Genomic DNA, 13,259 nt, shown 5'->3' with positions numbered 1-13,259 from the left:
GGAGTTTTCAAGCTCAACTCTGTCCAGAGGATACCCTTTTTGACGCAAAAAATATCATAATTGTTTCTCAAATCCCAAATTTATAGAGCTGGGATCAGAAAGATAGTGTTTAGGAATTACTCTGCAAATACCCTCTTAGAGGCTATTTGAGAGGCCATTAAAAAGGTTAATTTCTTGTATGCGAGCACACAAAAAATTAACCTTTCTAGATGAGCCTTTAGACTGTATAACCTACCAGATGCTAACAGGAAGATTTCGGTTAGAAGCAGCAATCTGTGCAAATTGTTCAGCCGCTTCGTAAGATTTTGAGGTATGAAGAGCTTGCCGATTTGGATAATCATCACAGCCAGGGCGCAGCTCAATACCGTCTTTACTTAGGTATACAGTAAAAAGAGTTTGGTCAAGAGTTGTTGACATATCAAGGGAGATGAATCAGCAATATTAGGTGGCTTTTTAATCTGTTATGGCTGAGATTCTTGGGAAGCGCTATCTGTCTTTTAGAGGAACTTCGGAGTATTAAAAAAGAAAATGAGTATTTTCTCTTTAAGCCAATTCTGGAAATGCCGAATTAGCGTTGGTGACAGCTGTTAAAAGTGGCTTGCCTCAACAATACTCAACATTTCCACGGGTACTTGAAGCGATACTTATCAACTTCCCTGCATTTGAGATGTAGAGAATGATTGAGATTTGAAGGATTCTACTTCAGATGCTTGTTTGGAGAGCTGACGGTTTTGATTTCGTGTTGGTCTATGACGCAGCAAACGCTCAACTTCTGAAATAATTTCCGAAATATCTGTTTGTTTGCTAATAATGCTATCTGCCTCAGGGCAGGAATGGGCCGCGTGACTTAACAGATCTTTGGTGAAGTAGCCAGAAATTAAAACGAGTAGAGGCGGCTTTTCAAGAATCTGCTTGGCCTTACAAATAATTTCGGGCCCATCCATTGCGATCTGATAGGCCGGTGTTGGAATCGAAAAGTCTACCAAGACCAAGTCAAACAGACTTGCATGCTGAAGAAATTTATAGCCATTGGTAAAGGTGGAAACCGCATAGCCTTGTTGCTGTAGGCGCAGTGCCAGAACATAGCACCATGATTCATTGTCATCAACAATCGCGATGTTATACATAACCCACTAAGCCGAAAACTTCTCTTGCCGCTTTCTCTCTTATACTCGGTTTATAGAAGTAAACTCACTATCCCAAGCATGAGTTTCACGCCTGTAATTCGCGCGATCAGCCCCAAATCCCTGTTTCTTTGCCCTAGGAAAAAATACAGCCAGGATTAATTGCAAGATACAAGGTGTTTACTCAAGATTTGGTAATCTTGAGCGATTCAAGCAAGACCATGCATCCCTCTCTTTCGGGAGATGCTTCCGTTGCCACAACCTGTTAACGTCCCTAACTGTTTTTCTGTTGCTGAGAATGATCGGTTGCGTTCGGGCTAACATCGCCGTTCAGAAAAACCCTCAGAAAACAAAACCGTGCTCCTGGGTGTCAACTCACAAAGGGGTAAGCAGCTGAATGAATAGATGCCAGAGGAACTCTCCCGTTACTGGCCTCTTCTGTTACCGTGGCAGAAACTCAGGAAATTGTCTATGAAGCCCGTGACTGTTTCGTCAACCAGTGCCCGTTATACCCAGGATATTCATATTCGTCAGTTTCGCCTGATTGTTGATGAGCCTGTTGCTGTAGGAGGCGATGACAGTGGCCCCAAACCCACAGAGCTGCTGTTAGCTAGCCTGGGTTCTTGTAAAGCGATTACCCTCAAAATGTATGCTGAACGAAAAGGCTGGTCTCTTAATCACGTTCATGTCGAACTAACCGAAGCCAGCGGGGGGAATGCTTTGGAAGGAAAGGGGCGCGATCGCCCTCAAATTCAAGCCACTTTGCATATCGAAGGCAATTTAACGGACGAACAACGCCAACGGCTTTTGGTGATTGCCGACAAATGCCCCATTCATAAAATGCTAAGTGCCAGTGCCGATATCCACACTCAACTAGCATCCGGAATTGCATGAAGCATCAATCAATACTCATACTCAGATCCTGTACCAAACGAATCGACATTACGAATCGACATTTTCGAAGGTAGCGCTGTGCGCTACCTTCGAAAATGTCGTTAGCCCAGTTGAGGCTAATGTACCGGAGCCCGTTCTATCCCTCCGGCAATGCCTCGCTGTGGATTACGCAGGCGCACCTCCCAGTCTAATGGCCCCAAAGCACAGGGATTAGGGGCTCCCCAACAGACATCCGCCCCAAACCGTACTGGGTAAACATAGGAGACATCCCCACTTTGAGCTGCCACTAATGCAGGTCTAGGAAGTGAAGGTGGCAGGAGAAAGTGGTTGGTTCCTTTGACCAAACCGATCGCCACCAGCAGGGCGATCGCTCCCACCGACAACCATCGTTTGCGATGCAGTTGCCCGAATGAAAGAGACTTCCCAACTCGCTTCCAGCCTGGGTTTCGCTCTAACCACAGGCCCAAACCTCGATGGGCTATCCAGGCCATGAGAAGGGCTGGAATTAGCAGCAGATAGCCCAGTCCAAATCGAATTAGGGGAGCTGTGGCAAAGGTGAAAAGACTACCCAGTATAGCCAGGGCAATCATCCAAATCTTAGCTTGAGCATGAAGGCTAGGCGGTGTCCTTGTCCAGCGGCGAATCAGCAATAGAACGGTAACCAGCAGCATCACCGCTAATCCGGCCATGACCTTGTTCATGGTGCTCAAAGAAAACCACTGCATCATGACCCAGAGCAGCCAGGGCTTTCCCTCAGGTGGCGTCCCAAACCATTTAAACCAGCCCTGGATTTGGGCCAGTGCTGCTGCCGCTGCGTCAGACGGAATTCCCCAGGGTACGTCTACACACAGCAACGAGGCTGGGTAAAACGCACAACCCGAGGTCATGTATCCATATAAGGCTGTCGGTGTGAGAAATGCAACCACCAATCCCACGCCTTTCAGTAACGCCCAGTAGCGGCGACGGTAATGGAACAGGTAGGCAAAAACAGCGACCGCCAGTAACGGTAACCCACTCAATTTAATGGTGACAGCGCCCGCCCCAAGGATGAGGAGAGACACCAGGATCCCATCTACACGGTCTACCAGATGATATTCTCCCAGTTGCAAGAGCAGCCAACCCGACAGGAGCGAAAGCAGCATGACAGGGATGTCGGGCGAGGGAGAAACGAACAAATCTGAGAGGAGACTAGAGCCAACCCACAGTGCCAGAAGACAAGTTAAAGCGCTGAGGCTGAACCAGTCTGCCAGACAAGGCTTTTTAGTACGAAGGTGTGTGACTGTGGCCCACCAATGAACCATGGCCAGGCACAACATAAACCCATTCGTTACGGCTGTGACATGGGAGCCCAAAAATGCCGGGTTTAGAGGGGCTGCCAGGGCGAACCAGGATGAGGCAAAACTAAAGCGGTCATGAATTAACCCAACGCCCATCACTGTGCCATAGTCAGCTAGCCAGCGAATGCTGCCAAAGTGATACAGCCCGGTGTCTCCCCAGGTAACGGGGCCTGTGGTGACACCTGCTGCTACCAGGGCGATCGCCCCAACTTCAAGCCCCTGCCTTGATAGCACTTCATACCTCAACCGCACCAGCTCCCGTCGAACATCGGGGTGGCTTGCACTCCAGGTGATCCATCCCATCGCCACCAAACCCCCGATCCAGGGTGACAGGGGAAGTATTAGGCTTACAGCTAATAGCGAGACTGCCAGACAAACAATTCCCAACCACAGAGCCAGTAGAGTTTCTAATTTGAGTAGGTGAGATCCAAAGTCTGGTTTAGGGCGCAGAACGATGGGGTTTAGAACTGCTGTTTTGGACTGTTCATGCCGTATGCCTGGAAGTTGGCGTGGATTATATGCCGCCTTAGTAGATACATACGACAGTCCCAATTGGTAAGTTAAACGGGAACCAATGGCTAGACTTACCGTTGCTAAAATGGCCCAGGCAAATAAGAAATAAAGCATGGAGCTTGATAGGGGAAGCTGATGCCATCATAGAATCTGTCAGGGGAAGATCGGGTGAATTTGCGCTGAAGTTTATCTAGTAATAAATAAAGACGTTGCTGAAACTATCCGTTCTTTCCGTACACCGCGTATATAAAATCACTCAAATCTTGCATTAAACCCCCAATCTGTCACTGCAGCATTTCTCATTTAGGTCAGACACAAGGGTATGGGACACACCCTTGTGTCTGACCTGAGGTGCTTTGCGCTTGAATCAGCCATAGTTATTTTTGTGAGAGCTGTGCGGAGCGCGGCTCTCACAAAAATAACCAGATTTTAAGCGTTTAAAAAGCGCTGTGAATCAGTTTATCCACGAAACGTTTGGGGCTCAATCTAATGGCTCAAAACCATCCATTTCGGCAAGGGTATACATAGGGCGACCCTTCACTTCCTCATAAATACGACCAACATATTCCCCCAAAATTCCAATACAAATCAGTTGTACGGCTCCCAAGAAAAAAATGGCCATTGCAATTAAGGCAAATCCAGTGACGGGGGAATTTGGCTGGAATAGCCGCCAGTAAAGTACCAGGATGACCATAATGAGGGCGATCGCCGCCGCCAACAGCCCTGTATAAGTCGCCAACCGCAACGGCACCTTAGAAAAGGAAACCAGACCATTGATCGCGAGAGCCAGGGATTTACGAAAGGTATATTTCACCTCACCTGCATACCGAGGCTCCCGTTCAAAGGGTAAGACCGTTTGCCGAAACCCTACCCAGGCCCGCAACCCTCGGATGTAGCGATTACGCTCCGGCATGGCATTGAGGGCATTAACTACTTTTCGATCCATCAGGCAAAAGTCGCCTGTATCCGTGGGAATGTCCACATCCGCCAATTGCTTGAGCACTCGGTAGAACACATAGGCATTCAGGCGCTTAAAGAAGCTTTCCCGACGACGGTGAGTCCGCTGAGCATATATCAGGTCATAACCCTGCTGCCACAGCTCTACCATTGCCGGAATCAGCTCTGGCGGATCTTGCAAGTCAGCGTCGAGGATCACAACGACTTGACCCTGAGTAAAGTTCAATCCCGCTGTGACTGCGATTTGATGACCAAAGTTACGAGCCAGGCTGAGATACTTGACCCGTTGATCGCTTTCTCGTAGTTTTCGTAGTAGGTCGAGGGAACGATCGCGGCTCCCATCATTCACCAGAATTAATTCAACCGTTCCCTCTAGCTGATCCATCACTCGACTAATGCGCCGATATAGCTCTGCAATCGTCTCCTCTTCGTTGTAGATGGGAACAACAAATGAGTAGGTCGGCACCATGGAATCACGCCCTCAGCAGCCGGGGCATCTGCTTGAATTGAGATGATAAAAAACTAACCCCCTGAACGAATCATAGCTAAGCGACTGGCATGAGCGGGCAGTTCTAACCGGATGATTCCATCATGAACGCGTTCTTGCCCGGCCACTTCATCATGAACTTGTTCACTAAACTCCCACAGGGTGGCCTCTCCTTCGGACACCAGTGAAGCCAAGTCTGCCGTAATTACCTGAGAATCATCAGAATCATTCACTAAAAGCAGATGAATCTGTTGCTGGCCGTCCTGGGTGGCGATCGCCATCACCTCAGGGTCAGAACTGGTGGTCAAAAACACTGGACGGCCACCCTGCAACGCTCGAATTCCCATGCGAAAGGCGTAATAGCTGAGGCGGCGATCGCCCCCTCCATCAACCAGCCCTGCAAATTGGCCACTACGACCCCAATCATAAAGCGAGAAGAGATGGCTCCCGTATATGTAAGTTTCGCCCGGTTGAGAGGCTCGTATCATATTTCGAACCAGATTCAAGGAGAAGGAAAGGTCATTGTAACCCCCGGTATAGGTTCCCCATTCTCCTAACCAAAGGGGCGATCGCGCATGGATAGTGCCTTGCATCCACTGTCGCACCTGCCGAACATAGCCGGAAATATCCAGGTCGTAATTATGGACGTTCACGCTGTCAAAATAATCAGGGACAGAGGCCAGGGTAGCCACAGGCCAGCTGCTTCCCCCGGTAGTTTTCGGAGCATGAATGTGAAATTGGCGATCGGGTAGATAGGTTTGATAAACATGAGCGATCGCATCAGCGCCTACCCGAACTAACTCAAAATAGTCCTCCTGGTTGCCTCCCCACCCTTGCTGTCGATTATCGGGCTCGTTGTGAATTTCGAAATCGTCCACCTGATAATCATTCCGCACATTTAACCAGTACACAGTGGCGAAGACATGCTCCCACCATTCATTCCAGTCCGCCTCTGTGCGTGGAGGATTGAGTTGCAATGCCCAATCTGGTTGCCAACCCGGATCGCTGTTGCGAATCGTCACGACAGGACGAATATGGGCTTGTTTCAAGGACTCAAAAATCGTTCTAGCATTTCCCTGCCATACTTCCTCTGAAGCACCAGAAAAAGTGTAGTCTGAGCCACTTTCTGGGTGAGTCATGACCTCATCCCAATGCTCCCAGGGAATAACATTTGGGTTGGCCTTAATCTGGGCAATACTCGGTAAACCATACGACCCATCATCATCCTCAGTTTCCCATCGGGACATACCACCGTAGATGCGATAAGTATTGATTCCTAAATCCGATAGGTCGGCCATATTAAAGCCAACATTTCCCTCACAGGCTCCGATATAACGAGTGCTGCTTCCTAAGATTGAGTCATAAACCTTAATTGTGGACTCAAGCCTGGGTGCTACAGCTTGACCTGCCGTACCCCAAGCAATAGCGATCGAGAAACCCAAAAGGATGCCCAATAATATCTTCCATAAACGTTTCATGATTACTTCAAACCTTTGATTACAGTAGGGTCGCTTCTCTATAGGTTTTATCCATTAGTAAACTAACGTTTTACATTAGTTCGGACAGTTTTTGTGAAACCCTTGATTTTGCGTGCGTGAAGCGCACGCAAAATCAAGGGTTTCACAAAAACTGTCCAGAATATTGGTTTTGTAGAAATAACTTAAGTCCAATGGTACTGAAATACAGCGCTTTGCGCTTGAATCAGCTTTGTAGAATCTCAGTCGATCGCAAATGTGCTCGAAAACTAGAAGGGAACGATTTGTGCCTCTTTTCTCTAAGCTTTTGAGAATTTGAGAGTGCAAAATACCCTCAAAATTCTCATGGGCGATCGCCCTAATTTACCAAACAACACCATTTTGTAGGCCCTGTTTTATTCAGAACCTGGTTGTTTAGCCAGCTCACTTTGGTGGGCTGCTCCATTTAGGGTATATGCCATCGCAAAGGAGGATTCAAAATTCCCTGTTGCGATACAGGAGCTGAGATTGTAACGGGATAACGATGCCAGTGGAAATCGTACATATATTGCCAATCTGGCGTAAAAGCACCCGCGTTTAGAAAATACTCTCCACTAATGAGATCCAGGCGATCAATTTGTAACTGAAGCCGATGCAGTATTTCACAACTTTCAGGAAGAGGTTCTACTTTAAGCTGGGTGTCTAGATAGATAAACCCTTTATGATCACTCAAACTAATACTAAAGATTGCCGCTTCAATAGGAGCCTGAAGTTGATAGGTCAGTTCCAACGTTACCCCTTCACCCGTTTGAATTGCAGCATCAGGGTGACAGGTAAGGTTAAGAATTTTTATGTGTTGAACGGTTTGCTTCGGCGACGGGTTTGAGGCTGTGGCTGAGGAGGAATCGGTTGTTTCCTGGTAGTGATAGAGATAGATTTTGGGGTGTACAAGAGGTTGCTTGGCCCAGGGCGACTGGATTAATGCCTGAAGTTTTGGGTAGTTAGGGAGGCATTCACACCGCACAAAAATAAAGCTATTTTGGGCATACCAGGGTTCTACTAGGGGATGATCCCAAAGCTGTGCCCGCAGACCATCAACGGCTATGTATCCCCGATTCTCAAACTGTTGAATCCAATAATCCGGCCATTGTTCATTAATGTGATGAGTTCCACCTTGATGGGGAATGGCTGCCGAGAATAAAACGACATCACTAAGACGAATCAGAGAATCCACGAAATCAGAAGCACTGGCTTCAGGTAAATGCTCAGCCACTTCCAGAGACATTGCCAGGTCAAAGGTTCGATCCAGGCCTAGAGGTTGGGTCAAATTCCACGGCATGAACTGCTGGACAGGAATTTGAAGATTTTCAGGTTCAACATAGTCGCCGTCAATGCCTAAAACATCTGTAACTCCATGCTTCCGGAACATGGAAAGCCAGGTTCCATCTCCACATCCCACATCTACAACTTGCTTTGGCTGAACCCAATCTAAAATGAGTGGCACAACGACAGCAGCAGACTGCCGAGAACCATCCCGGAGGGCTTCAAAAAATGTCTGATCATAGGGTTCATGCAAAACCTGCTCAGTCATCTGAAAAACCTCCAGATTTATTGTTGATTAAGAAAACAGGTCTGTTTATGATGCAACCATTTGAGACACCAATTCCCAACGTAAGGGTGGGGCTAGAATCCCCTTAGAATGCACCTCAGACAGAACCGTTAGAGGGTAAACATGCCAGTGGTAGTCGTAGGCATAGGCCCAATCCTGCTTAAAGATACCGACGTTAACAAAGTACTTGCCTGTTCCCAGATCAAGGCGATCGCACCACAATCGAATAGTCTGCCTCCCCTTCAAAACTTCAATCGGCACATTCATATCTGCTGTATTTACATCCATGCAGGAGGTACCGTTTTCCTGACTAATGCCGACGCTAAAGACGGCAGAATCAATCGGCTGGTTTGCGTGGTACTCAATTTCGATGCAGAGAGGGCCACCTGAAATAAGAGGACTAGTAGATTGCAAGCGCACATCAACAATCTCAATCTCCTGAGAACCAAAGCGATTCTCATTGACCCGCAATTCCGTACCCATACGGGTTAACTGAGGTGGGCGTTGGGGGGTGCGCTGCTGACTTTGCGACCGCATCTCCGTAGTGTATTGCCCTGCAACTACCGTAGGCTCCCCGCAGGCAGCAACAGTGCCCTGCTTAAGCCAAAGGGCGCGATCGCACAATCGCTCCACCTGTCCCACATCATGGGACACCAGCACAATTGCACATCCCTGTTCCTTCATCTCAGCAATCCGGTTCAGGCATTTTGACTGAAAAGATAGGTCTCCAACGGACAAAAATTCATCAACCAGTAGAATCTCAGGATCCGTATGGACAGCCACAGAAAAGGCAAGGCGCATCATCATCCCAGAGCTGTAGGTGCGAACCGGATTATCGATAAAACCTTCCAATTCTGCAAAAGCCACAATTTGATCGAAACGACGGGTGACTTCTTGGCGTGGTAATCCGGCAACGATGGCTGATACAAAGACATTCTCTCGCCCTGTCAAATCACCATGGAAGCCCGCTCCCAAATCCAACAATGCGCCGACCCGACCACGCATTTTGATACGCCCTTCTGTGGGGTAAGCTACTTTACCAAGCAGCTGTAACAATGTAGATTTCCCTGCACCATTGTGACCAATCACTCCCAGCATTTCCCCAGGAGCCACGCTAAAGGACACGCCCCGCAATGCCCAAAATTCATCAACCGATTGAATCTTCCGGAAGCTAGTCAGAGCTGCCTCCATAAAGGTGATGGGCTTTGCAGCATGGTAGCGGTTAAAGCGCTTCCCTAAATCCTCAATTAGAATAGCGTCCCGCATTTAAATTTCCTCCACAAATCGAAGGCTTTGGTGCTTGAAAACTCGATAGCCGATAGGAAGTAGGAGCAAGGTCAGCCCCGAAATAATGGCTAATGCTAGCCAATCTGGCTGAACACCCCATATGAGGATTTGCCGATAGGCTGTAACGACATGCACCATAGGGTTAAGCCCATAAATATACCAATATTTATTAGGAATACTATCGAGCTCGTAGAAGATAGGGGTGAGATAGAACAAGAACTGGAGCAAAACTCCAAGAGTGTGTTGCGTGTCTCGGAATGTAACGTTGAGAGCGGCTAAAAAGTAGGAAAAGGCAACTGTTAAAGCAAATTGAATCAATTGCAGAAGGGGTAGGAGTAGAACAAGTGGTGTGAGTTTTACCCCATCAATGAGCAGGAATGCTACCAGAACAGGTAGAGCTAAAGCAAAATGAACCAGGCCAGTCGTGACAACAACAACCGGTAGAATTGCAATAGGAAAGCCTGGTTGTCGAATTAATGGACGGCTATTGATGATAATGCCAGTCGCTTGAAATAAACAATTCTGAAACCAGTTCCAAACCAGTAGGCCTGTGAATACGTAGGAAGAATATTGGTCAATATCGATTTTGATAATAACTTGAAAGACAAAAATGAATACTAATAGTTGTAGTAACGGACTGATTAATGTCCAAGCTACTCCCAAGGCTGATCGCTTGTACATGAGTTTCATTTCACGATCAACAAGTGATCGTAACAAATCGCTCAAGTAAGATAGCCGCCATTTCTGTAACATAAGGATGGGTTATCCTAACCACTGGAACAATTGATTCTGCCTTAGCGCGGGGTAAAAACGTTGATTTTGTAGAGCCACAAAATCAACGTTTTTTTCTTGTTACTGATGGCTTCAAGCCACTAACCGTATTATCGGAAAGGCTCTAAGGTGGTTACCCCAACTCGTTCCATGAGCTCGACTGGGGCTTCAAGTTTCGCTTCAGATCTTTCAGCCGGGGGGATGTAGCGATCGCTCTTGCCTTCTCGCTCTACCCTTCGGTGAGACTGCCACAAAGACCACGGTCCTGCCAGGTTGCCCCAAATTTCTAAAAGAATTAGAGAGAGGGGATAATCTCTGCGGCCTAGCATCCAGAGAACGAGCCGCTTGAGATGGTAAGAGGAAAGACCTATGAGAATTTGATAAATTCCTCGCCAGTCTCCATCCCGGAACCATGTTGTCAGGTTGTAGGACACATGTCCCTTGCTGTAACCATACAGTTGGCGCCGAAGGGCAGCGTCAGTATTTCGGTGCTTATGCCATACATAGGCAGAAGGTTCGTAAACCAGGGTATAGCCTGCCTTAATTGTCTTGTAGAAGAGGTAAGTATCTTCCCCAACACCAGATGGCATACCAGGACCAAGGGCTTCATCCATCAATCCAATCTCAGGGTGAGAGAGAATTGCGGCACGAAATGCAGCATTTGCTGTTGCCCCTAAACTCCAGGTTGGCAATGCATAACGTGGAACCGATTCAAACCAATCGCCACCTACTTCGAACGCTCGGAACCCTCGACCTAGTCCACCATACTCTTCAAATGCTTGTTGGGACAGCGTTTCCAACTGGATAGGTAGGACGTTACCCGTCACAATCATGACATCATGACGCGCAAAGGGAGCCAGAATTTTTTCTAACCAATCTGAAGGAAGCGTTACATCATCATCTGTGGCGATAATAATCTCCCCGGTGCTGGCGACAAAGCCTGCATTGCGAGCATAGGCTAGCCCTTGGCGTGGCTCATTAACAAGTTTAATACTCGGGAATTCAGCAACGACGGGAGGGGTTAGACCTGAACTGGGATGATTATCCACCACCACAATTTCGACTTCGCGTTGGGTATCTTGGGCTAGTAAGCACCGTAGGCAGTTACGCAAGTCGTCGGGACGGTCAAACGTTGCCAAGTTAATTGTTACTTTAACCTGCTCGGGCAATCTCACGGGTTGACTTTGGACCACACGATAATGCTGTTGTAGCCGGTTGCAAACTTCTGTGTCATTTAGATGCAACCAGGCTTCCGCTAGCTTTGAGGAGAAACTTGGGATCGCAAGATTTAATAAACGATCAACACTAATGGGGTGGTAGCGATTGTCGATATCGAGACTACCCAAGAGATCTTCACCAAGAGTTAGAAAAACCCTTGTCACTCCATAATTACAGATATCTGTCAGGGGCTGAAGGGGCTGTTCCAGTCGAACCTGCCGAATCGCAATACCATCGGAGTAATGTATTGGTGCTTCTTCTACTGCCCCAACAGGTACTGTCTCATTCTGCTGTTCAGCATGAGAATTTGTTTCTAATTCAGGAATTTGTTCGCCAAATTCCTGAACAATTTGACGCACCCTTTGACAGGCCTGCTGATATCGGAAGAGGCCTGTTAGAGAGCCTTTCATCTCACCCCATACAAGCTCAGACGGGATTCTCGTTGGATGTTTAAAGTTAATCCAAAGACGGCGTAAGTTCCAGTAAACAAACCACCACAACCCTATCCAGAGAAACAATGAACGCTCATCTGGATAAGATGTAGCTCCACAGACAAAGTAGGAGTACAACCCGATTCCGTTATTCGTAATTTGAGCTTTCAGTTTTTCATAGCTTGCACGATGGCGGTGGCGAACCATTGCTCTAGGTTCGTAAACTAGAGTGTATCCCTCTTGCAACACCCGGAAATACATCTCCAGATCCCCGCCCCCATTGGTTACGGTACCAACATCTAGAGCCGGATCAAAATGCCCAATTTTGCTGAAAAGGGAACGACGGTAGGCCATGTTAGCTCCTGTGCCAAATTGTCCTGTCCCTAATAGTTGCCAGGGTAACTTAGAACCCGTCTTGCGGTACCAGTGTTGCTCAAACCCTCGCCCAAATCCTCCATTGCTTTCAAAGATGACTTGAGCCTGTGTTTCGAGTTCATACGGAACAACCAGCCCCGTTACGGCCATCACTTCCGTATTCTCGCTAAAGACCCGAGCCAGAGCTTTAACCCAACCCGGATCAACCACAACATCATCGTCGGTATAGGCAATAATTTCGCCTTTGGCCTCTAAAATGGCACGGTTACGTGCCCAGTCTAACCCGGGGCGGGGTTCGCGCACGTAGCGTACAGACGGATAAGAGTTTGCAACTAATTCCTTTGTTGAGCCTGTTTGAGGGGCATTATCCACAACCAGAATATCGAGGTGCGGATAGTCGAGCTTGCTTAGGGCTTCCAGGCACAGCTTCATATCATCGGGGCGATCGCGCGTACATACCGCCACAGTGACTAGAGGCCACTCACCCTCATACTCTACAGGAGGCAGACCAATTAAATTCTCCAGGGACAGATCCTTCGGGTGCTGTGGGGATGCCAGCCCATTTTTAAGTAATTGGCAGATAATGTCCCAACTGTGTTGTTCCAGAATTCGCTTGCTCAAAGTTTCTGCTGTGCAACGCCCCAGAGAAATTGGGGCTTCCACATAACCCAGGGGAACACCATGGAGTCGTACCAGACCCTTCAGCCCCATGTAGGCCTCTAAACCCTCGAAGGTAGGTAGGGGCTGAGTCAGTTCGATATCTACAACTTTGATGGGAAAAAGCATGAGAGGGCTTCCTGTT

The 13,259-nt window shown here is 47.9% G+C and carries 9 protein-coding genes; 1 reads left to right on the top strand and 8 read right to left on the bottom strand.

The window, feature by feature from the left end; all coding sequences use genetic code 11:
- Positions 1 to 647: 647 nt before the first annotated feature.
- Positions 648 to 1,127, bottom strand: coding sequence for a response regulator (locus NDI52_RS02590; RefSeq protein ID WP_190772421.1), 480 nt, complete (start codon positions 1,125 to 1,127; stop codon positions 648 to 650).
- Between the two features lie 468 nt (positions 1,128 to 1,595).
- Here NDI52_RS02590 and NDI52_RS02585 point away from each other — a divergent pair, with 468 nt between their 5' ends.
- Complete coding sequence (locus NDI52_RS02585) at positions 1,596 to 2,018, top strand: OsmC family protein (RefSeq protein ID WP_190772420.1); 423 nt, start codon at positions 1,596 to 1,598, stop codon at positions 2,016 to 2,018.
- Positions 2,019 to 2,134: 116 nt separating this feature from the next.
- Here NDI52_RS02585 and NDI52_RS02580 read toward each other — a convergent pair whose 3' ends face one another.
- The 7 genes from NDI52_RS02580 to NDI52_RS02550 all read right to left on the bottom strand — a co-directional run bounded on the left by NDI52_RS02580 (position 2,135) and on the right by NDI52_RS02550 (position 13,243).
- Positions 2,135 to 3,982, bottom strand: a complete 1,848-nt coding sequence (locus tag NDI52_RS02580) for a hypothetical protein (RefSeq protein ID WP_190772419.1) — start codon at positions 3,980 to 3,982, stop codon at positions 2,135 to 2,137.
- 367 nt (positions 3,983 to 4,349) lie between these two features.
- Positions 4,350 to 5,291 (bottom strand): glycosyltransferase, encoded by a 942-nt coding sequence (locus tag NDI52_RS02575; protein ID WP_190772424.1) that lies wholly within the window; start codon positions 5,289 to 5,291, stop codon positions 4,350 to 4,352.
- Between the two features lie 56 nt (positions 5,292 to 5,347).
- Positions 5,348 to 6,790, bottom strand: coding sequence for a hypothetical protein (locus NDI52_RS02570; RefSeq protein ID WP_190772418.1), 1,443 nt, complete (start codon positions 6,788 to 6,790; stop codon positions 5,348 to 5,350).
- Positions 6,791 to 7,232: 442 nt separating this feature from the next.
- A complete protein-coding gene (locus NDI52_RS02565; RefSeq protein ID WP_190770120.1) occupies positions 7,233 to 8,357 on the bottom strand; it encodes a Wzt carbohydrate-binding domain-containing protein in 1,125 nt (374 codons plus the stop codon).
- A 45-nt stretch (positions 8,358 to 8,402) separates the two neighbouring features.
- Positions 8,403 to 9,641, bottom strand: a complete 1,239-nt coding sequence (locus NDI52_RS02560) for an ABC transporter ATP-binding protein (RefSeq protein ID WP_190770121.1) — start codon at positions 9,639 to 9,641, stop codon at positions 8,403 to 8,405.
- A complete protein-coding gene (locus NDI52_RS02555) occupies positions 9,642 to 10,415 on the bottom strand; it encodes an ABC transporter permease (RefSeq protein WP_190770122.1) in 774 nt (257 codons plus the stop codon).
- A gap of 128 nt (positions 10,416 to 10,543) precedes the next feature.
- Positions 10,544 to 13,243 carry a glycosyltransferase family 2 protein gene (locus tag NDI52_RS02550; protein WP_190770123.1) on the bottom strand — a complete coding sequence of 900 codons (2,700 nt, stop codon included), beginning with the start codon at positions 13,241 to 13,243 and terminating at the stop codon, positions 10,544 to 10,546.
- Between the last annotated feature and the right edge of the window lie 16 nt (positions 13,244 to 13,259).

The organism is Leptolyngbya sp. PL-A3 (assembly GCF_039962325.1).
GTDB lineage: Bacteria > Cyanobacteriota > Cyanobacteriia > Elainellales > Elainellaceae > Vacuolonema.
This window is presented reverse-complemented; position numbering and strand designations above follow the sequence as displayed.

What these genes read in the sequence shown, in the direction of transcription:
- NDI52_RS02570 (WP_190772418.1), bottom strand. Translation starts at nt 6,790, where the DNA reads ATGAAACGTTTATGGAAGATATTATTGGGCATCCTTTTGGGTTTCTCG.
- NDI52_RS02555 (WP_190770122.1), bottom strand. Translation starts at nt 10,415, where the DNA reads ATGTTACAGAAATGGCGGCTATCTTACTTGAGCGATTTGTTACGATCA.
- NDI52_RS02585 (WP_190772420.1), top strand. Translation starts at nt 1,596, where the DNA reads ATGAAGCCCGTGACTGTTTCGTCAACCAGTGCCCGTTATACCCAGGAT.
- NDI52_RS02590 (WP_190772421.1), bottom strand. Translation starts at nt 1,127, where the DNA reads ATGTATAACATCGCGATTGTTGATGACAATGAATCATGGTGCTATGTT.
- NDI52_RS02580 (WP_190772419.1), bottom strand. Translation starts at nt 3,982, where the DNA reads ATGCTTTATTTCTTATTTGCCTGGGCCATTTTAGCAACGGTAAGTCTA.
- NDI52_RS02560 (WP_190770121.1), bottom strand. Translation starts at nt 9,641, where the DNA reads ATGCGGGACGCTATTCTAATTGAGGATTTAGGGAAGCGCTTTAACCGC.
- NDI52_RS02565 (WP_190770120.1), bottom strand. Translation starts at nt 8,357, where the DNA reads ATGACTGAGCAGGTTTTGCATGAACCCTATGATCAGACATTTTTTGAA.
- NDI52_RS02550 (WP_190770123.1), bottom strand. Translation starts at nt 13,243, where the DNA reads ATGCTTTTTCCCATCAAAGTTGTAGATATCGAACTGACTCAGCCCCTA.